The organism is Rhizobium albus (assembly GCA_030160035.1).
Taxonomy (GTDB): Bacteria; Pseudomonadota; Alphaproteobacteria; order Rhizobiales; family Rhizobiaceae; genus Georhizobium; species Georhizobium albus.
Genome location: BSNO01000003.1, coordinates 1,455,283 through 1,478,936, shown reverse-complemented (window position 1 = coordinate 1,478,936; position 23,654 = coordinate 1,455,283). Strand labels below are relative to the sequence as shown.

Sequence of the window (23,654 nt, the reverse complement as noted above, 5' to 3'; positions counted from 1 at the left end):
GTATCACTGGAGGCGGATATGATCCTGATTGGTCAGTATGATTCTCCCTTCGTGCGTCGCGTCGGCATTGCGTTGACGCTCTACGAGTTGCCCTTCGAGCACTGGCCGTGGTCGACCTTCGGCGATGCAGATCGGCTGATTGCCTACAATCCGCTGCTGCGTGTCCCGGTGCTCGTCACCGATGACGGGGACACTCTGCTCGACAGTCACAGCATCATCGACCATGTGGACGGCCTCGCTTCTCCCGAGGCGCGACTTTTGTCGGTGAACGAGCCTGAGCGTCGTCGAGCGATGAAGTCCGTCTCGCTGGCTACGGGCATTTCCGACAAGGCGGTCAGCCTCTTCTACGAAAATGTTCTGCATGATCACCCATCCACACAGTGGATCGAGCGCTGCAAACGGCAGATTGCGGCAGCGCTGTCCGCGCTGGAATTGGAGGGATCCCGCCGTGCTACGGCGTTCTGGAACGGTGAGCGTATCGGTCATGCGGATATCGCCATCGGCGCCATGCTCGACCATTTGGTCGCCGCCCATCCCGATCTTATCGATCTGGACGACTATCCTGTACTGCAGCGTCATGGCGAGACGCTGCGGGTCATGCCGGTGTTCCAGTCGATCTACCAACCGTTCATCCCACCGGCTTGAGGAGTACCCATGGCAGACGCTGGAACCATTCGATGCGGCATCGGCGGATGGACCTTTGCGCCTTGGGAGGGCACGTTTTACCCGGACAAGCTGCCGAAGAAGCAGCAGTTGCATTTCGCGTCACGGCAATTGCGGACGATCGAGATCAACGGCACCTACTATCGGGGGCAGACGCCCGAGACGTTCGCGAAATGGGCTGCCGATACGCCTGAGGGGTTCGTCTTTTCGGTCAAGGGCAACCGCTTCGTCACCAATAAGAAGGTGCTCGCCGAAGCCGGCGAGTCGATGCGGAAGTTCTTCGATACGGGCGTCGTCGAACTGGGCGACAGGCTCGGACCGATCGTGTGGCAGTTTGCGCCGACCAAAAAGTTCGAGCCCGACGATTTCGAGTTTTTTTTGCAGTTGCTGCCGAAGAAGGACGGTAGCACGACATTTCGGCATGTGCTGGAGGTGCGTCATGCAAGCTTCATCGATCCGGCGTTCGTCGCGCTCGCACGCAAGCACGCGGTCGCCATCTGCTACGCACACCATCACGACTATCCCGAAATCGCCGACGTGACGGCCGACTTCGTCTATGCCCGCCTGCAACGCGGCAGCGACGACATCGAGACCGCCTACCCTGGCCATGATTTGGATGCATGGGCGAAGCGGGCGGACATCTGGTCGAAAGGTGGCCAGCCATCGGACCTGCCACTGGCAGATCCAAGCGCTGCGCCAGAAAAGCGGGCCCGTGACGTCTTTCTCTACATTATCCACGAGGGGAAAATTAGAGCACCTCAGGGTGCGATGGCGCTGGCTGAGCGGACTGGGATTGCCCGGTAGGCGCTATCGATCTAGTGTCGATTAAATAATGCTCATTCTGCCCACTATTTAGGCGACGTCTGTCACTATCACGCGAATGATCCCTCTCTGGAAAATTCGTCAAAACGGTCGGGTTTTCACGCGATGCCCGTCCCCGATGCGGCGTTTCGTCTGATCTTGCAGCATAATTGCGGTCAGCCCTTGCGTATTTGGCGAAATACGGCTCGAATTCGCGCGATGTGGCACGGACCGTGCATACGTCTGGGAGCGGGCGCGATACCACGCGTTCCGGGAAAAGCGGAGAGCAGGTTTTCTCATGAAAAAGATCGAGGCGATCATCAAACCCTTCAAGCTCGACGAAGTGAAAGAAGCGCTTCAGGAAGTTGGCTTGCAGGGCATTACGGTCACCGAGGCCAAGGGCTTCGGACGCCAGAAGGGTCACACCGAACTCTACCGCGGCGCCGAATATGTGGTCGACTTCCTGCCGAAGGTGAAGGTGGAGATCGTCTTGTCGGACGAGACGGCGGACGCCGCCATCGAAGCTATCCGCAACGCCGCTCAGACCGGACGTATCGGAGACGGCAAAATCTTCGTGTCGAATGTGGAGGAGGTGATCCGCATCCGTACCGGTGAGACCGGCGTCGACGCCATCTGAGTTGCCCGGCGCGCCGGCTGTCCGGCGCTCCATCGTTTAATTCAATATCTCAAACAGGGAAAATTGCTGATGAGTGCCAAGGACATCCTGAAACAGATCAAGGACAACGACGTTAAGTTCGTCGACCTGCGCTTTACCGACCCCAAGGGCAAGATGCAGCACGTCACGATGGATGCGTCGATGGTCGACGACGACATGTTCGCCGACGGCGTGATGTTCGACGGCTCTTCGATAGCTGGCTGGAAAGCCATCAACGAGTCCGACATGGTGCTGATGCCGGACACCGAAACGGCACACGTCGATCCGTTCTTTGCCCAGTCCACGATGGTCGTGATCTGCGACATTCTCGATCCGGTCACGGGCGAGCCGTACAACCGCGATCCCCGCGGCACGGCCAAGAAGGCTGAAGCCTACATGAAGGCATCCGGCATCGGCGATACCTGCTTCGTCGGCCCAGAAGCAGAGTTCTTCGTCTTCGACGACGTTAAGTACAAGGCCGACCCGTACAACACGGGCTTCAAGCTCGATTCGACCGAACTGCCGTCGAACGACGATTCCGATTACGACACGGGCAACCTCGGTCACCGTCCGCGCGTCAAGGGCGGCTATTTCCCGGTCCCGCCGATCGACAGCTGCCAGGACATGCGTTCTGAAATGCTGACGGTCATGGCCGAAATGGGCGTAAAGGTCGAGAAGCACCACCACGAAGTGGCAGCTGCCCAGCACGAGCTCGGCATCATGTTCGACACGCTGACCCGCAACGCCGACAAGATGCAGATCTACAAGTACGTGATCCATCAGGTCGCAAACGCCTACGGCAAGACGGCGACCTTCATGCCGAAGCCGATCTATGGCGACAACGGCTCGGGCATGCACGTGCACCAGTCGATCTGGAAAGACGGCAAGCCAACGTTTGCTGGTGATGAGTATGCCGGCCTTTCGGAAAACTGCCTCTACTACATCGGCGGTATCATCCGTCACGCCAAGGCACTGAACGCCTTCACCAACCCGTCGACCAACTCCTACAAGCGTCTGGTTCCGGGCTATGAAGCCCCGGTTCTGCTCGCCTACTCGGCCCGTAACCGTTCGGCATCGTGCCGCATTCCGTTCGGCTCCTCGCCGAAGTCGAAGCGCGTCGAAGTCCGCTTCCCGGATCCGACGGCGAACCCGTACCTCGCCTTCGCAGCCATGCTGATGGCAGGCCTCGATGGCATCAAGAACAAGATCCACCCGGGCAAGGCCATGGACAAGGACCTTTACGACCTGCCGCCGAAGGAACTGAAGAAGATCCCGACCGTCTGCGGCAGCCTGCGTGAAGCGCTCCAGAGCCTCGATCGCGACCGCAAGTTCCTGACGGCCGGCGGCGTGTTCGACGACGACCAGATCGATGCCTTCATCGACCTGAAGATGGCTGAAGTGATGCGTTTCGAGATGACGCCGCACCCGGTCGAATTCGACATGTACTACTCGGTCTAAGCCCATTCCGTCCGGGTGATCCGGACGATCGGCGACCTTCGAACCCCCGCGGCATGCCGCGGGGGTTTTTCGTTGTGGGCTGAAACCTGGGCAACTGAAAATGTCGTTTGCGGTCTAGCGTCGCGAATGCGGATGGATATGATGGCGCCGCACGGACCGGAGGCCGATTCAACCGCAACACTGAGTGTGGGCGCTGATCACCTGCCTCCGGTTTGCAAGGCGCAATGCCCTGGAAACCTGTAGCGTAACGGACGGAACGGACGAGCCGAATGGATCACTTCGAGCAGCTTGGCTTCGCCATCATGGTGATCTTCGGCGCGATCGTCATCTGCGGCTTGATGGCGTTCGGCATTGCTTCGCAGGATAAGCCCGCCTTCATGTACGCCCTCGGCGCCGCCGTCGTCGTGTGGGGATCGTCCTTCGCAGTGGTGTTCGACCGTCCCCGCATCTTCGGCTCGCTGCTCTTCTGCTCGATCGTGCTGATCGCGCTCTCGATCGTGGCCATCGTCACCTGATCGACCGATCCAATGCGGCGCGGCTCAGGCCTCGCGCATGACTTTCAGGAACGCTTCCCCATAGTCGCCGAGCTTTTTGGGCCCGACGCCGTTGACCATGGCGAGTTCATCCATCGTGCGCGGGCGAAGCTGGGCCATGTCGATCAGTGTGGCATCCGGAAAAACCACATAGGCAGGTACGGACCGCTCGCGAGCGAATTCCAGCCGCAGCGCCTTGAGACGCGCGAACAACGGCTCGGCGTCCGGATCGATGGTGACGGTCTTTCGAGGCGCGGGACGGCTCGACTGGGCCTGCTCGACGATCTCGCGCAGTTCGAAGCGCGCCTTGCCCGCCAGGGTCTGATCCGCCAGCGGCGTGAGCTCCAGGGCTCCGTAACGCTGGATGTTGATGGACAGATAGCGGTTCGCCACCGCCTGGCGCACGAAGGCCTGCCAGTAGGCCTTGGAACGCGTTGCTCCGCTGCCGAAGAGCGCCAGATCGTGGTGCTGGCGTTCCTCGATCTTGGCCGTGCGTCCGCCACGCAACACGTCGATGAGGTGTGACGCGCCAAAACTCTGGCCTGTGGCGGCAATGACGCCGAAAAGCTTCAGCGCTTCGCCGGTGCCGTCGATCACGTCCGGCGGATCAGTGCAGTTGTCGCAGTTGCCGCAAGGCTGACCTTCCTCGTCGAAATAGGCGAGCAGCGCGACGCGGCGGCAGCCGGCGGTTTCGGCATAGGCAAGCAGCGCATCGAGCCGCTTGTGCTCGCGCAGAATATGGTCGCGATCTTCGCCATCATTCTCGATGAACTGCCGCCGCATGCGCACATCGTCCAGGCCGAAGAAGAGCTGCGTATCTGCGGGCAGACCGTCGCGGCCGGCGCGGCCGATCTCCTGGTAGTATGCCTCCATGCTGCTTGGCAGGTTCATGTGGCAGACGAAGCGGATATCCGGCTTGTCGATGCCCATGCCGAAGGCGATCGTCGCCACCATGATGGCGGATTCCCGCATGAAGCGCCCTTGCCGCTCCCGGCGCACCTCCGGTGGATGACCGGCGTGGTAGGCAATCGCATTGAAGCCTTTCTCCACCAGATAGGCCGCGACATCGTCGGTCGATTGCCGGGAGAGGCAATAGACAACACCGGACTGGTCGGCCCGCTCTTCGAGAAACGCGACGAGCTGGCGCTTCCAGTCGCGCTTCGGTTCAACCGCCAGGAAGAGGTTGGGCCGATCGAACCCCTGGAGCGCGATCTCGCCGTTTCCACCGAACAGTTTCACAGCGATGTCGCCCTGCGTGGCACTGTCAGCCGTTGCGGTGAAGGCCGCGATCCGCGCGTTCGGAAAGCGTGTCTTCAGCTCCGAGAGACGCTCGTATTCCGGGCGGAAGTTCGCTCCCCATTTGGAGATGCAGTGCGCTTCATCGATGACGAACAGTCCCGGGTCGAGCCGTCCGATCGCGTCCAGCATCCTGTCCGTCATCAGCCGTTCCGGCGACAGGTAGAGAAGCTTCGCACGGCCTGAGGAAACATCGCGCCATGCGTCGACATTCACCTGGCGGTCATGGCCCGAATGGATTGCGGCAACGGGAACGCCGTTGGCCCGCAAGGCAGCCGTCTGATCGTCCATGAGGGCGACCAGCGGCGAGATCACGATCGTCAGACGCGAACTCATCAGTGCTGGCACTTGAAAGCAGATCGACTTGCCCGCGCCCGTCGGCATCACGGCCAGGACGTTGCGACCGGCAATGATCCGGTCGATCACGTCGCGCTGGCCGGGCCTGAAGTCTCGATAACCGAAGACTTCACGCAGCACGGAGTTCGGGCTGTCGTACACTCATAAACCTCTGGATTGATCCGGCGGGCAAATCACGCGTGCGGAGACAACCGCGTGAGCCCGGTCAAGTCAACGCGACGACACGCGATCCACAGGCTTCTACCAGCCGCCGCCGCCACCACCGCCCCCACCGCCTCCTGAGAACCCGCCGCCGCCAGAGAAACCGGAGGACGACGACTTCGCAGGAGGGATCGCGGCGGAAAGACTGCGTGAAATGTCATGACCGACTTCGCCGATGGAATCAGCAAACGAGCCGGGCGAGAAATCCCGCCCGGAGAACCAGTAAGGCACCGCCTGGCTCGCCACAGCCGCACCGGCAGCCGTTGCCAGCCAGCGCTCGAAAGCCTGGCTCCAGGGCTTCTCCACGCCGAGCGCCACCGCATAGGGCAAGAGCGTTTCGAAATGGCGCGGCGACATGGTGGGCGCGCCCTGCATGTTCATGCGCTCCGCTTCGGCCAGGGTGAGATATTGCTTCAGACCGGCGATACTGTCCTGCATGCGCGCACCGATGGCAGTCGGAGCGCCCATGAGGAAAAAGAAGACACCGTTCAGCAGGAAGATTGCCGCGATGGCGCCGACGAGGAAACCGTTGAACTCGGTGAAGAAGAGCGCGCCGATGAGCCCGCTTCCGATCGTCAGCGCCGTCGATGCGATGAAGCCGAGGACGATGATGGACACGATACGCTGTGCGAGGCTGCGAGCTGAACGGAATGCTCGGCCCATTCGCACCATGATCCCTGCCAGTATGATGCCCGGGATCGCAGCCATGACCAAAGTGATCACCGCCGCCTGGTCCATGCCGCCGAAAAGAATGATGGCGAAGAGCCCGATGATGGTCAGCGCGATGCCGCCTGCGACATATGCCCAGTTGTGGCGATAGAACTTGCCGCGGTGCTCGCTTTCGATGGCGCTGACGAACTTGCTCGACAGGCTCTGAACGGCAGGGCCATTGGCGCGGTTCATGGGAAGGAAACTTCCCGGCTCGCCCAAGCCGACCAGAACCGCCCTTTCCCCGACCGGGAGCCTGCCATCGTCGCGCTGCTCGGTGCGCGTGACGATGAGATCTCCGTCGAGATCACGCAGCGTCACGAAGCCCTTGACGGCGAGGTTGAGGATGGCAGCGGCGATGGCGGTGAAGCCGCCACCCGACAGGCCGCGATTGGCAATGTAGTTGACCATCGCCGGCGACGCGTTCTCGGGCGGATCCCAGCGCGGCACCACGACGCCGGCTGGCGGATCGCGGCCAACGCGGTCCCACGCCCACAGATAGTAGGCGCCGATCAGAATGAGAAAGACGACTGCGAGGATGCTACCGGCATTGTCACGCCAGAACCAAGCGCGCTCCTGAGCGCTGCTTGGTGCTGCTATGGCTCCCTTGGAGATCTTGACCGCAATTGTCAGCCCCTCTTGCGGCTGCAGAACCTCCGTGGTGGCGAAGACCGCCCGGTTGTCAGCCAGCTGTTGCGACGTTGCCGCGCTGCCCGTCTCACCATAGCGACCGGTGAAGACCGCAAGGTCTTCAATTGTGGCGCCGCTCGGCAAACTGACCTCGGCCGATGCCGACAGGATCGGAAACAGCCAGCCATTGCCAGTGACGTTCCAATAGACCTCGTCATGCGTGTCAAAATAGCGGATCTGGCGGTCGGTCTCGTAGTGGATTTCATAGGTGTGGATGCCGGGAGGCACCATGCTATCGGCGTCGCCGATATAGACGCGGGCGATGCCGCTGCTTTCTTCCACCCGGTATGGCTCGTCGGCGCCGTCGCGCGTGACGCTTGAAACATTGAAGCCCACATCGCGGAGCCGGCCGGATGCATCTTCCATACGCAGGGGAAAATCCCGGTAGATGCCACGGCGGATTAGATCGCCCTCCGCGCGGACCCGAATGGTCTCGACGACGGACAGAACACCATCCGCCGCCACGTCGATCTCGGCATCGAAGGCGATGATTTCCTCGCGCGCACTGGCGGCAAGCGGCATCAAAGCCAGTGTGAACGCTACGCAGAAAGCGGCAACCAGCCGATGCAGAAAGGAGGGCTTCGCGATCATGCTGTCGATGGCTCGCTGGCTATTTCAGGAAAAGGCGACCTTGGGAACGATCCGATCGGCCGGATCGTCGATCTCGAAATACTCGGCCTTTTCGAAGCCGAACATGCTCGCCACGATGTTGGACGGCACGCTTTCAACCTTGATGTTCAAGTCCCGCGCGGCGCCATTGTAATAGCGCCGGGACATCTGGATCTCGCCTTCGAGTGTTTCGAGCGACGTCTGCAACTGGCTGAAATTGGTGCTCGCCTTCAGGTCCGGATAGGATTCGGCAACGGCGATCAGGCGACCGAGGGCCTGGCTCAGCAATCCTTCGGCAGCCGCCCTGCCCTTTACGTTGTCGGCTGGCACCGCCTGGGCGCGCGCACGCATTTCAGTGACTTCGCGCAGCGTGTTCGCTTCGTGATCGGTATAGCCACGGACCGTTTCGACCAGGTTCGGAATGAGATCGGCCCGGCGCTTAAGCTGGACGTCGATGCCGCTCCATGCCTCCTGAACGAGCTGCCTTGCCCGCACCAGCCCGTTATAGACGACGATGCCGTAGAGGATCAGCGCGACGACGATCACGCCGATGACGATGCCAGTCATGCCCATTGCAGCCTTTCCCGTTTCGAATGCCGGACCCTAGCCGCTTCGTGCCGACTTGTCATGATGGACAGGGTCGATGGCAATGGGCGCTTCAAATGCCGTCGCAAACCGGCTAGGCCTCATCGCGTGGACTGATCGAGCGGAGACCTGTCATGCGCTGTTTTTTCGTTGAATTCCAATGCCAGCTCGGCAAGGCCTATCAGGTGGCGGCGGAAATCGCCGCGCGCGAAATCGCGTCCGAGATCTATTCCGTCAGCGGCCAGTACGATCTTCTCGTCAAATTTTATGTCGAGGACGCAGTCGACATCGGCCACTTCGTGGCGGAGAACCTGCACACGATCGAGGGGGTGCAGCGCACCCACACGATCCTGACCTTCAAGGCGTTCTGATCGGCAACGGGCTCGCGCCCTGCCGATCAGTCAAACCAACTAGTTTTCTTCGTCATCCGGGACATCATCGCGGATGATTTGTCTTTTGCGCCGACGTGGCACGGTGACCTCCTTCGACGGGGCCGAGGTCGCGCCGTCCGTCGTCGCAGCCGGAGCTGCCGTTCCGCCGCTTGCCACATTCTCCAGTTGGATGTGGGCTGCCGGTGCGTTGCCCTTTTTATCGGTACCAAAGAACAGCGTTTGATGCGGGAACGGGATTTCGATGTCGCGCTCGTCGAAGATCTTCTTGATCTGGCCGTTGAATGCGCGCCCGACGGCCCACTGCTTGCCGGGAACAGTCTTGATGCGCACGCGCACGATGACGGCGCTGTCTGCCAGCGACTGGACGCCGAACCATTCCATGTCGCCGATGATCGACGGAGCGATCTCAGGATCGGCCCGCAGCCGGGCAAATGCCTCGATGATGGCTTCCTGCGCTTCCGCGACATTTTCCCTATAGCCGATGCCGATATCGCCGACGTGATAGGCGAAGCCACGCATGAAGTTGGTGACCATGTCGACCGACGAGAACGGGATGATGTGGTAGGCGCCCTCGACATCGCGAAGGCTGACAGAGCGGATCGTCAGCCGCTCGACCGTGCCGGTCGTCGCCGCAACCGTGATGACGTCCCCGACATTGACCGCGTTTTCGAGCTGGATGAAGACGCCGGTGATGATGTCCTGCACGAGCTTTTGTGCGCCGAAACCAATGGCGAGGCCCAGCACACCCGCCGACGCGATCAACGGCGCGATGTTGATGCCGATCTCCGAGAGCGCGAACATCACGCCGATCACAAGAATTGCGATCGTCGCCGCGTTGCGGAGCAGGCTGAGCAGCGTCTGCTCGCGCGATGTCGCCGGCCGGCCGTAGTCGGGGTTGAGGCGATAATCGACCCAGGAGTTCAACGCGAGCCAGGCAGCGAAGGCGAAGATCAGGATGAAGAACACGGAAATGATAGCCGCCGTGGTGCGCACGCCGACCTGGCTTTGCATCCATCCCTGCAGATCGAAGAAATTGATCGTGTCGAGAACGAACAGCAGGACCGCAAGGAAAATCAGGCCGCGGATCACCGTCAGCAGCTTCGGAACGAAGGCGTTGAGGCGGCGCTCGAGCAGCGGCAGGCGCTGATTGAGGCGCTCCGGCAGACTGATACCGCGCGCGATCGCCCGTGCAATCCAGTTGGAGACCATGAAGCCGATGATGACGGCAAGCAGGATCTGACCGCTGGCGGCAAGAATGGTCAGCAACACACCGGCTGGACTTGCCAGCACGATCACGAACAGGAACGCCAGATAGAGCAGCACGGGCCAGTGCCAGCGATGCGCCAGGAAACGCACGTGTCGGCTACGCGGCTGATCCTCAGGCGTATCCAGCAGCCAATCGGCCACGCGCTGCCGGTTGGACAGGGTCATGCCGACGGCGATGAGCAAGGCGATCAGTGCCACCAGCGCGGAGATCGCTTGCCCGGCCGCCAGGGAGACACTCTGGTTGAAGATCGGCAAAAGCAGCAGCTGGCCGTAACCGAGAATGGAGATGATCCAAGTAAAGCCGCGGTTCATCCGCATCGCGGCATTGTTGGAAACCGGCAGCAGCCGCAGCTCTGGAGCTGACGGCGAAAGCACGATGCGCAGGATGACTTTCGCCAATTCAACGATGAGGAAGGCGTTGAGGTAGAGCGTCTGGCGCAAACCGATGGTGCCCATTTCCCCAAAGACGGTCAGGGCAATGATGTAACCAGCCGCCCAGGCGACAACGACGACCAGAACGTCCAGCAAGGCCGACACGACGATGAACACGATGCGCTGCAACAGTGTTGCGGAGGCCGACTTGATCCCCATGGACCGGTAGTAGCCCTTCGCGAAACTGCGTAGCGCGACGAAGATCGCGTAAGTGGCGACGATCACCAAAGCGAGATCGCGCAGAGCCTGCCACAGCACATCGATTTGGTCGGCATCCAGTGCCGAGAACATGCGCGGTGCCGCCGAGAGTTGATTGGCGAATGCCGCGGCAGATTCAGCCGCATTTTCAGCAAAAAACCGCGTTGTCTCCGCAATTCGCCGCCCGAGCGACGTTTCTGATGTGCCGAACAGGGCTTCGTCGATCGTCTCGACCGGACCGGGTTCGACTTCACCGGCAACCGCTTCCAGCTCTTCCAGAAGCCGATTGCGGCTCTCGTTATTGCGCAACGCCTCGATCAGAAGCTGGAGTTCAGGAGACGCGGCTTGTGTCGTTTCCTCATTGGTGGCCGCGGGCTCGGCATCTTGGGCGGAAACGGGCAACATGCCGGCCGCGCCGAATGTTCCGACCAGTAGAAGAACAGAAAGGAGAATTCTCAAAAATCGGAAAGATTGGAAGACGGTGGTCTTAGGCTCAAACATCGAGACGTCGCTCTTATTCTTGTTGCTCGTCGCTCACTACAGATTACCCCACGCGTAATCCGAGGTCCGACGGTTCATCTGCGCTGCCCGAAGCGCTTCACGGGTCAGGTTCTACCAGACGAGGCCATGACATCAACCCGTCGCCGCAAGCACATCATCGTTCGGCGCGCCTGGATCGGGCAAAAAGTCATCTCTGGCGGCTGCCACCTCCTCCATGACGAAATCGCTGACGGCCTTGACGCGCGCCACGCCGCGCGCGTTCTCGTGGTAGACGATCCAGTAGGCTCGCCTGAAAATGTGCTCGGTCAGAATGTTCACCAGATCCGGATCATGCCGAGCGGTAAAATCATGCAGGATGCCGATGCCAGCGCCTGAGCGCACGGCTTCCGCCTGACCGACGGCGCTCGATATCTCGAAAGTCGCCCGCACGTCGCGCGGCAGTTCCTCGGCGAAGTTCAGCACACGCGAAAAGACCAGATCTTCCACATATCCGATCAGCCGATGCTGTCTCAGCTCCTCGATCTCTTTGGGCATGCCGTGCTGGGCGACGTATCCGCGCGAGGCATAAAAGCCGAGGGAATAGTCGACGAGCTTGCGCGCGACGACCCTGCCCTGGTCCGGCCGCTCGACGGTGATCGCGATATCGGCTTCGCGGCGGGACAAGGAGAACACGCGAGGCACCGGCACGAGTTGCACATGCAGCCCCGGATAGCGCGTCAACAGCCGACCAAGGCGTGGCGCGAGGAACGAAATGCCGAAGCCATCCGGCGCACCGATCCGGACGGTTCCGGACAGTGCCGCATCCTGGCCCGAAAAGCCCGCCTGCGCGGTGAGCATGGCGGCCTCCATGCGTTCCGCGGCTTCGACGAAGGCTTCGCCCTCGCCGGTGAGCTCACAGCCATTGGTTCGGCGCAGGACCAGCCGTGCTCCCAGCGCCTTCTCAAGCGCCGTCAACCGGCGGCTGACGGTGGCGTGATTGATCCCGAGCGTGCGGGCGGCCGACAGGATCTGGCCGCGGCGCGTGACCGCCAGGAATATGCGCACGTCGTCCCAGTTCACGAGAAGCCTCCTTCGAATATTGCACAACCGATCCGGTTTCAGCGCTGTTGTTATGCCGAATTTATAGTGCACTAATGCGCGCAGAATTCACCAGTTCAATGGCGATAGTGGAGGAACACATGCGGGAAATCGGTCATTTCATCGGCGGCGAGCACGTCAGCGCATCCGGCGGCCGCAGCGGTCAGGTCTTCAACCCGGCAACGGGCGAGGTGGATGCGACTGTGGCGCTTGCCTCGAAAGAGGATCTCGCGAGCGCGGTCGAGAACGCCAAGAAGGCGCAGCCGGCCTGGGCTGCGACAAACCCACAGCGGCGCGCTCGCGTTCTGATGAAGTTCGTCGACCTGCTCCACCGCGACATGGACAAGCTTGCCGAAATGCTGTCGCGCGAGCATGGCAAGACGATCCCGGATGCCAAGGGCGATATTATCCGCGGGCTGGAAGTGGCCGAATTCTGCATCGGCGCGCCGCATCTTCTCAAGGGCGAGTACACCGAAGGCGCCGGTCCGGGCATCGATCTCTATTCCATGCGCCAGCCGCTCGGCGTCGTGGCCGGCATCACGCCCTTCAATTTTCCGGCGATGATCCCGATGTGGAAGTTCTGCCCGGCCATTGCGGCGGGCAACGCCTTCATCCTCAAGCCGTCCGAACGCGATCCGTCAGTGCCGATGATGCTCGCCGAACTCATGCTGGAAGCGGGTCTGCCAGCAGGCATCCTCAACGTCGTCAATGGCGACAAGGAAGCGGTCGACGCCATCCTCGATCACCCGGACATCATGGCGATCGGCTTCGTCGGCTCCACGCCAATCGCCGAATACATCTACGGCCGCGGCTGCTCCAACGGCAAACGCGTCCAGTGCTTCGGCGGCGCCAAGAACCACATGATCATCATGCCCGATGCCGATCTCGACCAGGCGGCGAACGCGCTGGTCGGAGCAGGCTACGGAGCGGCGGGCGAGCGCTGCATGGCCGTATCGGTCGCCGTACCTGTTGGCCAGGAAACGGCGGATCGTCTAATCGAAAAGCTGGCGCCGATGGTCGAAGCGCTGAAGATCGGCCCATACACCGGCGGCGACGATGTCGATTTCGGGCCGCTCGTAACGAAGGAAGCGCGTGACCGCGTGCTCGGCCTCGTCAATTCGGGCGTGGACGCGGGTGCGAAGCTCGTCGTCGACGGCCGCGACTTCAAGCTTCAGGGCTATGAAAACGGCAATTTCATCGGCGGCTGCCTGTTCGACCATGTCACGACGGACATGGAGATTTATCGCCAGGAAATCTTCGGACCCGTGCTCTCGGTCGTCCGCGCCAAGAACTACGAGGACGCGATCCGTCTGCCCATGGAGCATGAATATGGCAACGGCGTTGCGATCTTCACCCGCGACGGCGATGCGGCGCGCGATTTCGTCAGCCGCATCAATGTGGGCATGGTGGGTGTCAACGTCCCGATTCCCGTGCCGCTCGCTTACCACACCTTCGGTGGCTGGAAGCGTTCGGGCTTCGGCGATCTGAACCAGCATGGTCCGGACGCGTTCCGCTTCTATACGCGCACCAAGACGGTGACGCAGCGCTGGCCCTCGGGCATCAAGGATGGCGCTGAATTCGTCATTCCCACGATGGGCTGACAAACCTCAAGAAGAACGCCGGGCTGCTCGTCCGGCGTTCTTTTCTCTTCAACCGAAGACGACCGTCTTGTGCCCGTTCAGCATGACGCGACTTTCCAGATGCATCTTGACTGCGCGGGCGAGCACGCGGCTTTCGATATCCCGCCCTGTCGCCACGAAATCATCGGCGCTCATCGCATGGGTGACGCGCTCGGTTTCCTGCTCGATGATCGGGCCTTCATCCAGATCCGGTGTCACATAATGCGCCGTCGCGCCGATCAGCTTCACGCCGCGCTCATGCGCCTGGTGATAGGGCTTGGCGCCCTTGAACGATGGCAGGAAGGAGTGGTGAATGTTGATCACCTTGCCGAACAGCCGTTTTGAGAGATTGTCCGACAGCACCTGCATATAGCGGGCAAGCACGACGAGGTCGGCGCCGGTTTCCTTCACAAGCGCAATCAGCTTCTCTTCCTGCTCGGTCTTGTTCTCCTTGTTCACCGGCCAGTGGTGATAGGGGATGTTTTCGAGCTCCGCCGTGCGGCGTGAGGTTTCGTGATTCGACACGACGGCAACCACTTCCGCATCCAGCCAACCGACGCGGATCTGGTAGAGCAGATGCAAAAGCGCATGGTCGAATTTCGAGACCATCACGATCATCTTCGGTCGGCGCGCCTGGTCGCTGATCGTGGTCTTCATATCGAAGCGATCGACAGCCGGCTTCAGAGCGCGTTCGATCTCGTCCTTCGTCATGGCATCCGGCGCATGGAAGGCAATGCGCATGAAGAAACGGCCCGTCACGCGATCCCAAAACTGAGCGCTTTCCGCGATGTTCGAGCCGCTCGCCGCGAGTTCCGTCGTCACGGCCGCCACGATGCCGGGGCGATCGGTGCAGGAAAGGGTCAGGACGTAAGGATGAGTCATCGCAATCTCGTTTGTTGTCGGGCTCTTTGCCAAGAAAATGTGCTTGTTCATGGCCTTTAGCCGAGCACAAGCCCGCTGCACTGCTTCACATGGACACGCCATGTCTGATTCACGACATGGCGCGCCTTCTCCCTCGGTTGTCTAGCTCAAGAATCCACAGGTTCAACTGACCTGTGGATGATGAGAATCTCGACACAGTTCGGACTCGATTGATTCCTACCCCCGGGACCACTCGAAATGGATGAGGATGATCAGGAATGCGCAGCAAGCCGATTGGCCACAAACCACGCGTTACGGATGACAAGACCCTGCAGGCCATTGTCCAGCGCCTGAGACAGGACGGGTGCGAACCCGACGAAATTCATCGGCTCGTCGTGCGTGAGGCCGTCGTCGACCTGGACGCCTTGAATGCGGTGCTGCGCGCGGCCTGATTGCCGCAAAGCCAATACATCCAACTTCAATCTCGCCGGTCAACGGCGGGATTGGCCCGCCAACGCTTCGATCATCGCTGAGAAATCCCGGCCCTTGCCGCCTTCGGCAACGAAGGCCTCATACAGCTCCGTTGCCCGTTCGCCCATGGGCGTTGCCGCATCGACAGCTTGTGCCGCCGCCTGGGACAATTTCAGATCCTTCAGCATGAGTTCCGCCGCAAAGCCGGGTCGGTAGTTGTTATCGGCAGGACTTTGCGGGCCTATGCCCGGTGCCGGGCAATAGGTGTTCATCGACCAGCAGGAGCCGGACGAGGTGGACACCACGTCAAACACGCTCTGGCGCGACAGGCCAAGCTTGTCTGCCAACACAAAGGCTTCGCATACGCCGATCATCGAAATGCCGAGGATCATGTTGTTGCAGATCTTCGCGGCCTGGCCGGCCCCGGCTGCACCGCAATGCACCGCCTTTTTGCCCATGATCTCGAAGAGCGGCAGTGCCACGCCGAACGCTTCGTCCGTTCCGCCCGCCATGAAAGTGAGCGTGCCCGCCGCGGCACCGCCCACACCGCCTGAGACGGGTGCGTCGACGCTGAGGAGCCCGGCAGCCTCTGCAGCGGCGTGAGCTGCCCGCGCGCTCTCCACATCCACCGTCGAGCAGTCGATGAGACACGCCCCCTTGCGGGCAGCCGGAACGATCTCGGCGTAGACGGATTGTAGGATGCTGCCGCTCGGCAGCATGGTGATCACCACGTCCTGATCACGCGCAGCCTCCGCGGCGGAGGTGGCTGACCGCACGCCATCGATCTGAACGCCGGCCACGTCGAAGCCGGTGACTTCGTGGCCAGCCTTGACCAGATTGGTGGCCATCGGCGCACCCATGTTGCCAAGTCCTATAAAACCGACGCGCATGATCGACCCCTTCTCGTCTTCTTCAGTCAAATTATCAGTTCATCGTCACCGAGCGGCGCCAGCATCGCGGCAGCCTCGCCGGCCGCTTCTTCAAGGCTCGCATGGCGCCATCGCGGATTGCGATCCTTGTCGATCAGTTGGGCGCGCACGCCTTCGAGAAAATCTCCCTGCTCCATGCAACGCCACACGAACCGGTATTCCTGGCGCAGAGCATCACCGACGTCTGAAAAGCCGGCAGCTGCTGCAATGATCAGGGTCGTGCACTGGACCGAAAGCGGGCTTGCGCGCCTGATCGCTTTCGCAGCGTCCTGCTGCCAGTTGCCGTCCGCCGATGCTGCGTCGAGGCGCTGCAGATGCACGACTGGATCGGTGCCCTCGAATGCTTCGTCGACCTCATGCGCAATGGAGCGCAGATTGCCGTCATCCGGGTCGGCGCGATAATCGCTGATCGCGGATGCGTCCCCGCCTTCACAGAGGGCCGCCACCAGATCGGCAAGACGCTCGTGCGGGACCAGATGATCGGCAAAGCCCGTGTAGATCGCGCCATCGGCCTTCAGGCGCATGCCGGTGAGCCCGAGATAGAGGCCCATCCGGCCGGGCGCATGGCCGAGAATGAACGAGCCGCCAACATCCGGCACGAGCCCGATGCCGCATTCGGGCATGGCGAGCATCGTGCGTTCGCTCACGATCCGATGCGAGCCATGGGCGCCGATGCCGACGCCACCGCCGAGCGTGATGCCATCCATCAACGCGACATATGGCTTCGGGTAATGGGCGATCAGCGCATTCAGGCGGTATTCGTCGCTCCAGAAGCGTCGGCCGTGCTCAAAGTCCCCGGCCATGCCGGATCGATACAGATCCTGAATGTCGCCACCGGCGCAGAAGGCCTTCTCGCCGGCGGCGTCGACGATGACCAGCGCCACATCCGGGTCGTCCCGCCAGATCAGCAGCGCATGTTCGATGGCGAGCGCCATCGCATGGGTCAGCGCATTGAGAGCATGGGGGCGATTGAGCGTAATGCGCCCTGCCCGCCCCTGCTTGCGGATGATGACTTCAGGCGCTTCGCTCAATGTCCGCGTTCCTTCAACAGCGCACGAGCGGTGATGAGGCGCATGATCTCGTTGGTGCCTTCGAGGATCTGGTGGACCCGGAGATCGCGGACGATCTTCTCGATCCCATAGTCGGCTAAATAGCCATAGCCGCCGTGCAGCTGCAGCGCCTGGTTGGCGACCTCAAATGCCGTGTCCGTAACGAATCGCTTGGCCATGGCGCAGAATTTGGTTGCGTCCGGCGCACCCTGATCCAGTTTCCAGGCAGCCTGGCGCAAGAAGATCCGCGCGGCCTGCAACTCAGTTTCCATATCGGCAAGGCGGAACTGCAGGCCCTGGAACTGATCCAGCGTCTGGCCGAAAGCCCTGCGTTCGCCGGTATAGGCCAGCGCCTTGTCGAGCGCAGTTTGGGCCGCCCCCAAGGCACAGGCTGCGATGTTCAGCCGCCCGCCGTCCAGACCGGCCATCGCATATTTGAAGCCCTCGCCTTCTTTGCCCAGAAGATTGTTAGCCGGCACATCACAATCATCGAACCGCACTTCGCTCGTTGGCTGTGCTCGCCATCCCATCTTCTTTTCCAGAGCGCCAAAAGACAGTCCCGGCGCTCCATCCTCCACGATGACAGCGGAGATGCCGGACGGTCCCGTTTGGCCGGTGCGTGCCATGACGATGTAGAGATCGGAATAGGAGCCGCCCGAGATGAAAGACTTGGTACCGTTGAGGCGCAATGTGTCGCCCATGCGCTCGGCCCGCGTGGCGAGTGCGGCGGCATCAGAGCCGGAGTTGGGTTCCGTCAGGCAATAGGACGCGATCACGTCCATGCGGGCGAGCGGCGCCAGCCAACGTCCCTGCGTCGCCTCGTCACCGAATCGATCGATCATCCAGGCGCACATGTTGTGGATGGACAAAAAGGCGGCGACGGACGGACAGGCCATCGAGAGCGCTTCGAAGATCAGAGCGGCGTCGAGCCGCGTGAGGCCGGAACCACCATTCTCTTCACGGACGTAGATCGCAGCAAGCCCAAGGGCGGCGGCATCCTTCAGCACATCTTTCGGGATGGTGCCCGAGTCTTCCCAGGCGGAGGCATGGGGCGCGATCCGCTCGGAGCCAAAATCGCGCGCCATTTCGAATATCGCGAGCTGTTCCTCGCTTAGCGCAAAATCCATCGCCTGACCCTCCCGATCGTTGCCGGAAGGTTGCACTATCGCGATGGAATGACAATTGCCAGCAGTGGCTAGGCGCGACTGCCGCGCACCCGATCAGGCTGCCACCTTTTCCTTCTCGGTACCGGGCGCCAACGTGACCTCGAGCCCGTCGAGGTCTTCGCTCATGATGATCTGACAGGACAGGCGCGAGTTGTTTTCAACCATGAAGGCGGCGTCGAGCATGTCGACTTCCTCGTCTTCCTGCGGGTAGAGACGATCGAGCCATTCATCGGCGACATAGACGTGGCACGTCGCGCAAGCGCAGGCGCCGCCGCATTCGGCGTTGATGTTCAAGCCCCAGTCGCGGATGATTTCCATCACCCGGAAGCCTTCGAGAGCCTCGAGACGGTGCTGGACGCCGTCCTGATCGGTGACATTGATGTGCATCGGATCGCCTTTACGGAACGGAACGGGATTCAGGCGGAGCGTCGCCGCCAGCTATAGCCTTGTCCGGCCTGCGCGTCCTTCGCAGTCGGTTGATAGTGGAGAGATATACCGCCGGGACGGCCCTCCTCAAGACGCTTCAGGGTCGTCGCGCTTTTCACCGAAAAGCTGTCGAAGCCGACGCGACGCATGAGCGGTATCTGATCGATGAGCACGTCACCGACGGCGCGAATCTCGCCTCTATACCCCAATTGCTCGCGCAGCATCGCGGCATGCGAGAAGCCGCGGCCATCGGAGAACTTCGGAAAATCGATCGCGACCAGGGCGATCTGGCCAAGCATGTCGGCGATCGTCTCGGGCTCGTCATCGGGTGAAATCAACACGCCGATGCGGCGCGTGTTGCGCCCGGGTTCGAAGCCAACGCCGTGCCGCTGCTCGTCGGAGAGCGCAACGAATGCTTCCAGAGGAACGATCACGTCGCCCTCCGGCAACTCGTCCTGAAACTCGACGATCTGCCAGGGATCGTTGGCGACGAAGCCCTGCTCCGTCCAGACTTTTACTTCAGTCATCACCTGTCCTCACGCCGCCTTGGCCGGCTCACCATAGAGCGCTGTCTTGAAGGGCTGCGCCCCGACGCGGCGGTACGCCTGGATGAAGGTCTCTTCCGGCGAGGTGCGCAGGCCGAGATAGGTGTCGACAACCGTCTCGATCGCATCGGTGATCTTCTCAGGCTCAAAGCCGCGACCGACGATCTCACCGATCGACGTCTCGTTGTCTGCCGAGCCGCCTAGCGTGATCTGGTAGAGCTCAGCACCCTTCTTCTCGACGCCGAGAATACCGATGTGGCCCACATGGTGGTGGCCGCAGGCGTTGATGCAGCCCGAAATCTTGATCTTCAACTCGCCGATCTCCAACTGCCGCTCGGCACTGCCGAAACGGTTGGAGATTTCCTGGGCGACAGGGATCGAGCGGGCGTTTGCCAGAGCACAATAGTCGAGACCCGGGCATGCAATGATGTCGGTGATCAGGTTGTTGTTGGCGGTCGCAAGCTCCGCACCGGCCAGGCGGTCATAGACGGCCTTCAGATCGGCAAGCGCAACGTGAGGCAGCACGAGGTTCTGCTCGTGCGTCACGCGGATCTCGTCATGGCTGTAGGCTTCGGCGATATCGGCGATCAGGTCCATCTGCACGTCGGACGCATCGCCAGGAATGCCACCGATCGGCTTCAGCGAAATTGTCACGACGCCGTAATCAGGGTTCTTGTGCGCCGTCACGTTCTGCTGCACCCAGGCGGCAAATAGTGCGTAACGCTTCTTCTCGGCTGCCAGCAGAGCCCACCCTTCGGAACGCTCCGGCAGATTGGGCATGGCAAAATAGCTTGTGATCGCTGCGATATCCGCATCCGGCAACGCAAGCTCGCCGGCACGCAGCTTTTCCCACTCCGCTTCGATCTGCGCCGTCAGTTCCTCGGTCCCGGTCTCATGGACGAGGATCTTGATGCGCGCCTTGTACTTGTTGTCGCGGCGACCGAAGAGATTGTAAACGCGCAGGATCGCCGTCGTGTAAGACAGCAATTCGCTCTCCGGCAGGAATTCGCGGATCAGCTTCGCGACCATGGGCGTACGGCCCTGCCCACCGCCGATATAGACCGCAAAACCGAGCTCGCCTGCATCGTTCTTCTTCAGGTGCAATCCGATATCATGCGTCTGGATCGCGGCGCGATCGCGCTCGGCGCCCGTGACCGCGATCTTGAACTTGCGCGGCAGGAACGAGAATTCCGGATGAACCGACGACCACTGGCGCAGGATTTCGGCATAGGGCCGCGGATCGGCGACCTCGTCGGCAGCGACGCCGGCAAAGTGATCGGCCGTAACATTACGAATGCAGTTGCCCGAGGTCTGGATGGCGTGCATCTCGACTTCGGCCAGCTCTTCAAGAATCTTAGGCGTGTCGACCAGTTTCGGCCAGTTGTACTGGATGTTCTGGCGCGTGGTGAAATGGCCGTAGCCCCGGTCGTAGACGCGGGCGATATGCGCGAGCCTGCGCATCTGCGTCGACGACAGCGTTCCGTATGGAACCGCCACGCGCAGCATGTAGGCATGCAGCTGCAGATACACGCCATTCATCAGCCGCAGCGGCTTGAACTGGTCCTCGGTGATCTCGCCGGAGACGCGACGGTCGACCTGGTCGCGATACTGCTCGACCCGCTCGCGCACGAAAGCGTGGTCGAATTCATCGTAACGATACATGCGAAGCGTCCTTCAGGCTGCGATTGCAGCGGCATCATCTGCAAGCGTTTCGGCCTGCTTGCCAAGATCGAGGCGTACGGTCGGGCCTGCTGCGCGGATGCGCTCACGCAAGCGAAGCGGATAAAGGTGTCCGTCACGTTCCTCGACATCGACCAGCGTCACGTCGACGACCTGGATGTCGAATGCCGCCACTTTCTCGGCATCCTGAAGGCCCGTCAGCGCTGCCTCGTGGCGCGCGACGAAAGCCTCGTCGATCGTTTCCTGCCAGGAACCATCGGCGCCGAGCCAGACGGCGATGCCGTCGCTGAGCCGATTGGCGGTGAGAACCTTGAGAGCCATGCGTGCACTCCTTTTCTTATCCTTATGCCGCTTCGCTGGCCGCCATGAGCGGATCCAGCAGCGTTGAATTTGCAAAATTGGCGCCGGCAACAGCGTCGCCGATGATGACCATGACGGGACCGGTCAGATCGCTGCGATCCTGGATCGCGGGAAGATCGGCCAGGACGCCGTGGAAGAGCCGCCGATCCGAGCGGCTGGCATTCTCGATCACAGCAACCGTCGTATCGGGCGACATGCCTGCTGCGACCAGCCGGCGCGCCACGTCGGCGGCAACGGTTCGGCCCATATAGACGGCAATCGTCGCACCCGAGCACGCCAGGCTCGCCCAGTCGGGCAGCGTCTCGCCCTGAAGATCATGGCCGGTCGTGAAAACCATCGAGGATGCGACGCCACGCAGCGTCAGCGGAAGTTCGAAGTCGGCCGCTGCAGCGAATGCGGATGTGATGCCCGGAACGATTTCATAACCGATCCCGGCATCACGCAATGCGGCCATTTCCTCAGCAGCGCGCCCGTAGACCAGCGGATCGCCGGATTTCAGCCGGACCACGCGCTTGCCAGAGGAAGCAAGCTCGACAAGAAGTGCATTAATCTCGTTCTGCGACTTGGAATGGCAGCCCTTGCGCTTGCCCACGGAAAACCGGTCGGCATCGCGACGGCCCATGTCGACGATCGCCTGAGGCACAAGCGCGTCGTAAACAATGGCGTCGGCTTCCATCATCACCCGCTGCGCGCGCAGGGTCAGAAGATCGACCGCGCCCGGACCTGCGCCGACCAGCCAGACGTGGCCTTCGACATCCTCGCGCTGGCGGAGCATGCGTGTGGCTTCGCGTCGGGCCTGGGAAAGATCACCACGAGAGACGTGGTCGGCAACGCCGCCTTCGAAGAAACGGCGCCAGAAAATGCGGCGGGCAACACCACGCGGCATCAAGCGGTCCACGGCAATGCGATAGCTCGCTGCCAAACGAGCGAGCGCGCCAAGCGACGGCGACAGCATCTGGTCGATGCGCGAGCGGATCATCTGGCCGAGGACCGGCCCGGCGCCTTCGGTGCCGATCGCCACGGCCACCGGCGCGCGGTTGACCAGAGCCGGCGTATAGAAGTCGCATTCTTCGGGCTGGTCGACGGCGTTTGCCGGGATGCGCAGCGCGCGCGCTTCCGCAACGATCCGCTGATCTTCGGCTGCATCACCGGTCGCAGCGAAAACGAGAACAGCATTCTCGATCGCATCACGAGAGAAGCTCGCGGCAACGTGTGCAACGGCATTTTCACGAATGAAGCGCGCGAAGTCCGCCTCCGGCGCCTCGGCATAAACGCGGATGTCGGCGCGGGTGTTCAGCAACAGCCGCGTCTTGGCAAAAGCTTCGGCGCCGTTTCCGAAGATCGCGACAACGCGGTCCTCGACCTTGAAAAAGGCCGGAAAGACGCTGAGCTGTTGTTGGCGGTCCGCCACGATGCACTCCTATTGATCTAGCGTGCATTGTGCCGGAGAGCCGCGCTGCAAAGAAGAAACAGGAATGCGTTCGCAAAAGTCCTGCCGGATGCGCTTTTCATCTCTGTCGGGAAAAGCGAACGATTTCTTCCCGAACCGCACGCGCCGCAAAAACCATCGGGAAATCAAAGGGGTTTCGGAGAGGCGCTGCACACTCGCCATAGGGTGCTCTCGAATATGTCCGTCGGGCACTTCCCCCGCGCTGGGACTCGCCTATCCTTCCATCATCAGCCCCTGCTGGAGGTCACCATGCGCATCAAGACTGCATTCATTGGCCTGCTGCTTGCCGCCTTGCCTCTCGCTCCTCTTCCGGCTTTGGCGGACGATGTCGAGGAGGCTCAGGCGGTCATCGAAAGTCAGATTGCGGCTTTCCTCAACGACGACGCCGATGCCGCCTATTTCCACGCTGCGCCCGAGATTCAGACGATGTTCGTCGACAAGGATCGCTTCTTCCAGATGGTCCAGAGCAGCTATGCGCCGGTTTATCGTCCCAACAATTTCGCCTTTGGTCGGTCCCGTCCGCTCGAAGGCGACCGCATCGCGCAGGAGGTGCTGATCGCCGGGCCCGACGGGGATGACTGGACGGCGCTTTACATTCTCAAGAAGCAGGAGGATGGCATCTTCAAGATCAACGGCGTGCAGATGGTGAAGTCCGCCGCGCCGCAGACCTGACGCT

Annotated in this window: 23 protein-coding genes; 9 read left to right on the top strand and 14 right to left on the bottom strand. The window is 61.5% G+C overall.

The genetic code is table 11. The features are described from left to right. Positions 1-18: 18 nt before the first annotated feature. The 5 genes from QQL76_RS14765 to QQL76_RS14745 all read left to right on the top strand — a co-directional run bounded on the left by QQL76_RS14765 (position 19) and on the right by QQL76_RS14745 (position 4,092). On the top strand, positions 19-645 hold the full coding sequence (locus tag QQL76_RS14765) for a glutathione S-transferase family protein (RefSeq protein WP_499208264.1): 627 nt from the start codon (positions 19-21) through the stop codon (positions 643-645). 9 nt (positions 646-654) lie between these two features. After that, on the top strand, positions 655-1,467 hold the full coding sequence (locus tag QQL76_RS14760; protein WP_499208263.1) for a DUF72 domain-containing protein: 813 nt from the start codon (positions 655-657) through the stop codon (positions 1,465-1,467). Between the two features lie 295 nt (positions 1,468-1,762). After that, positions 1,763-2,101 (top strand): P-II family nitrogen regulator, encoded by a 339-nt coding sequence (locus tag QQL76_RS14755; protein ID WP_126010387.1) that lies wholly within the window; start codon positions 1,763-1,765, stop codon positions 2,099-2,101. Positions 2,102-2,170: 69 nt separating this feature from the next. Then, positions 2,171-3,577 (top strand): type I glutamate--ammonia ligase, encoded by a 1,407-nt coding sequence (glnA, locus tag QQL76_RS14750; protein WP_404861909.1) that lies wholly within the window; start codon positions 2,171-2,173, stop codon positions 3,575-3,577. Positions 3,578-3,846: 269 nt separating this feature from the next. Beyond that, positions 3,847-4,092 carry a hypothetical protein gene (locus tag QQL76_RS14745; RefSeq protein WP_404861910.1) on the top strand — a complete coding sequence of 82 codons (246 nt, stop codon included), beginning with the start codon at positions 3,847-3,849 and terminating at the stop codon, positions 4,090-4,092. 24 nt (positions 4,093-4,116) lie between these two features. Here QQL76_RS14745 and recQ read toward each other — a convergent pair whose 3' ends face one another. The 3 genes from recQ to QQL76_RS14730 form a co-directional block, all read right to left on the bottom strand. Next, the gene (gene recQ / locus QQL76_RS14740; protein WP_499208262.1) at positions 4,117-5,904 is read right to left on the bottom strand and encodes a RecQ family ATP-dependent DNA helicase; all 1,788 of its coding nucleotides are present in this window, start codon (positions 5,902-5,904) and stop codon (positions 4,117-4,119) included. 99 nt (positions 5,905-6,003) lie between these two features. Continuing rightward, positions 6,004-7,932: a DUF2207 domain-containing protein gene (locus tag QQL76_RS14735; RefSeq protein WP_499208392.1), complete on the bottom strand. Its 1,929-nt coding sequence runs from the start codon at positions 7,930-7,932 to the stop codon at positions 6,004-6,006. A gap of 45 nt (positions 7,933-7,977) precedes the next feature. Further along, positions 7,978-8,538: a LemA family protein gene (locus QQL76_RS14730; protein WP_499208261.1), complete on the bottom strand. Its 561-nt coding sequence runs from the start codon at positions 8,536-8,538 to the stop codon at positions 7,978-7,980. Positions 8,539-8,690: 152 nt separating this feature from the next. Between QQL76_RS14730 and QQL76_RS14725 the strand changes: the two genes are divergently transcribed. Then, complete coding sequence (locus tag QQL76_RS14725; RefSeq protein ID WP_499208260.1) at positions 8,691-8,927, top strand: Lrp/AsnC ligand binding domain-containing protein; 237 nt, start codon at positions 8,691-8,693, stop codon at positions 8,925-8,927. 39 nt (positions 8,928-8,966) lie between these two features. On the opposite strand, the gene QQL76_RS14720 is transcribed toward QQL76_RS14725, so the two are convergent. After that, on the bottom strand, positions 8,967-11,249 hold the full coding sequence (locus tag QQL76_RS14720) for a mechanosensitive ion channel domain-containing protein (protein ID WP_499208259.1): 2,283 nt from the start codon (positions 11,247-11,249) through the stop codon (positions 8,967-8,969). Positions 11,250-11,477: 228 nt separating this feature from the next. After that, on the bottom strand, positions 11,478-12,404 hold the full coding sequence (locus QQL76_RS14715; protein WP_499208258.1) for a LysR family transcriptional regulator: 927 nt from the start codon (positions 12,402-12,404) through the stop codon (positions 11,478-11,480). 119 nt (positions 12,405-12,523) lie between these two features. Between QQL76_RS14715 and QQL76_RS14710 the strand changes: the two genes are divergently transcribed. Continuing rightward, on the top strand, positions 12,524-14,023 hold the full coding sequence (locus QQL76_RS14710; protein WP_499208257.1) for a CoA-acylating methylmalonate-semialdehyde dehydrogenase: 1,500 nt from the start codon (positions 12,524-12,526) through the stop codon (positions 14,021-14,023). A 48-nt stretch (positions 14,024-14,071) separates the two neighbouring features. Here the strand turns inward: QQL76_RS14710 and purU are convergent, their stop codons facing one another. Further along, entirely contained in the window at positions 14,072-14,923 is an 852-nt protein-coding gene (gene purU / locus QQL76_RS14705; RefSeq protein ID WP_499208256.1) for a formyltetrahydrofolate deformylase, read from the bottom strand. Between the two features lie 257 nt (positions 14,924-15,180). On the opposite strand from purU, the gene QQL76_RS14700 reads away from it, so the two are divergent. After that, complete coding sequence (locus QQL76_RS14700) at positions 15,181-15,354, top strand: hypothetical protein (protein ID WP_164527888.1); 174 nt, start codon at positions 15,181-15,183, stop codon at positions 15,352-15,354. Between the two features lie 39 nt (positions 15,355-15,393). Here QQL76_RS14700 and mmsB read toward each other — a convergent pair whose 3' ends face one another. The 8 genes from mmsB to cysG form a co-directional block, all read right to left on the bottom strand. Continuing rightward, on the bottom strand, positions 15,394-16,263 hold the full coding sequence (gene mmsB / locus QQL76_RS14695) for an HIBADH family dehydrogenase (protein ID WP_499208255.1): 870 nt from the start codon (positions 16,261-16,263) through the stop codon (positions 15,394-15,396). 26 nt (positions 16,264-16,289) lie between these two features. Further along, the gene (locus tag QQL76_RS14690) at positions 16,290-17,333 is read right to left on the bottom strand and encodes an enoyl-CoA hydratase/isomerase family protein (RefSeq protein WP_499208254.1); all 1,044 of its coding nucleotides are present in this window, start codon (positions 17,331-17,333) and stop codon (positions 16,290-16,292) included. Beyond that, positions 17,330-18,478: an acyl-CoA dehydrogenase family protein gene (locus tag QQL76_RS14685; RefSeq protein WP_499208253.1), complete on the bottom strand. Its 1,149-nt coding sequence runs from the start codon at positions 18,476-18,478 to the stop codon at positions 17,330-17,332. The genes QQL76_RS14690 and QQL76_RS14685 overlap by 4 nt, the downstream gene beginning before the upstream one ends. Positions 18,479-18,571: 93 nt before the next feature. Next, complete coding sequence (locus QQL76_RS14680) at positions 18,572-18,904, bottom strand: 2Fe-2S iron-sulfur cluster-binding family protein (RefSeq protein WP_499208252.1); 333 nt, start codon at positions 18,902-18,904, stop codon at positions 18,572-18,574. Positions 18,905-18,933: 29 nt separating this feature from the next. Next, entirely contained in the window at positions 18,934-19,470 is a 537-nt protein-coding gene (locus QQL76_RS14675) for a DUF934 domain-containing protein (RefSeq protein ID WP_499208251.1), read from the bottom strand. A 9-nt stretch (positions 19,471-19,479) separates the two neighbouring features. Then, positions 19,480-21,150: a nitrite/sulfite reductase gene (locus QQL76_RS14670; protein ID WP_499208250.1), complete on the bottom strand. Its 1,671-nt coding sequence runs from the start codon at positions 21,148-21,150 to the stop codon at positions 19,480-19,482. Between the two features lie 12 nt (positions 21,151-21,162). Continuing rightward, the gene (locus QQL76_RS14665) at positions 21,163-21,489 is read right to left on the bottom strand and encodes a DUF2849 domain-containing protein (RefSeq protein WP_499208249.1); all 327 of its coding nucleotides are present in this window, start codon (positions 21,487-21,489) and stop codon (positions 21,163-21,165) included. Between the two features lie 22 nt (positions 21,490-21,511). Continuing rightward, positions 21,512-22,939: a siroheme synthase family protein gene (gene cysG, locus QQL76_RS14660; protein ID WP_499208248.1), complete on the bottom strand. Its 1,428-nt coding sequence runs from the start codon at positions 22,937-22,939 to the stop codon at positions 21,512-21,514. A gap of 288 nt (positions 22,940-23,227) precedes the next feature. Here cysG and QQL76_RS14655 point away from each other — a divergent pair, with 288 nt between their 5' ends. Further along, positions 23,228-23,650, top strand: coding sequence for a DUF4864 domain-containing protein (locus QQL76_RS14655; RefSeq protein WP_499208247.1), 423 nt, complete (start codon positions 23,228-23,230; stop codon positions 23,648-23,650). Positions 23,651-23,654: the final 4 nt, after the last annotated feature.

Coding starts and splice junctions, on each gene's coding strand:
- QQL76_RS14765 (WP_499208264.1), top strand. CDS start 19: ATGATCCTGATTGGTCAGTATGATTCTCCCTTCGTGCGTCGCGTCGGC.
- QQL76_RS14760 (WP_499208263.1), top strand. CDS start 655: ATGGCAGACGCTGGAACCATTCGATGCGGCATCGGCGGATGGACCTTT.
- QQL76_RS14755 (WP_126010387.1), top strand. CDS start 1,763: ATGAAAAAGATCGAGGCGATCATCAAACCCTTCAAGCTCGACGAAGTG.
- glnA (WP_404861909.1), top strand. CDS start 2,171: ATGAGTGCCAAGGACATCCTGAAACAGATCAAGGACAACGACGTTAAG.
- QQL76_RS14745 (WP_404861910.1), top strand. CDS start 3,847: ATGGATCACTTCGAGCAGCTTGGCTTCGCCATCATGGTGATCTTCGGC.
- QQL76_RS14730 (WP_499208261.1), bottom strand. CDS start 8,538: ATGACTGGCATCGTCATCGGCGTGATCGTCGTCGCGCTGATCCTCTAC.
- QQL76_RS14725 (WP_499208260.1), top strand. CDS start 8,691: ATGCGCTGTTTTTTCGTTGAATTCCAATGCCAGCTCGGCAAGGCCTAT.
- QQL76_RS14720 (WP_499208259.1), bottom strand. CDS start 11,249: ATGTTGCCCGTTTCCGCCCAAGATGCCGAGCCCGCGGCCACCAATGAG.
- QQL76_RS14710 (WP_499208257.1), top strand. CDS start 12,524: ATGCGGGAAATCGGTCATTTCATCGGCGGCGAGCACGTCAGCGCATCC.
- purU (WP_499208256.1), bottom strand. CDS start 14,923: ATGACTCATCCTTACGTCCTGACCCTTTCCTGCACCGATCGCCCCGGC.
- QQL76_RS14700 (WP_164527888.1), top strand. CDS start 15,181: ATGCGCAGCAAGCCGATTGGCCACAAACCACGCGTTACGGATGACAAG.
- mmsB (WP_499208255.1), bottom strand. CDS start 16,263: ATGCGCGTCGGTTTTATAGGACTTGGCAACATGGGTGCGCCGATGGCC.
- QQL76_RS14685 (WP_499208253.1), bottom strand. CDS start 18,478: ATGGATTTTGCGCTAAGCGAGGAACAGCTCGCGATATTCGAAATGGCG.
- QQL76_RS14680 (WP_499208252.1), bottom strand. CDS start 18,904: ATGCACATCAATGTCACCGATCAGGACGGCGTCCAGCACCGTCTCGAG.
- QQL76_RS14675 (WP_499208251.1), bottom strand. CDS start 19,470: ATGACTGAAGTAAAAGTCTGGACGGAGCAGGGCTTCGTCGCCAACGAT.
- QQL76_RS14670 (WP_499208250.1), bottom strand. CDS start 21,150: ATGTATCGTTACGATGAATTCGACCACGCTTTCGTGCGCGAGCGGGTC.
- QQL76_RS14665 (WP_499208249.1), bottom strand. CDS start 21,489: ATGGCTCTCAAGGTTCTCACCGCCAATCGGCTCAGCGACGGCATCGCC.
- QQL76_RS14655 (WP_499208247.1), top strand. CDS start 23,228: ATGCGCATCAAGACTGCATTCATTGGCCTGCTGCTTGCCGCCTTGCCT.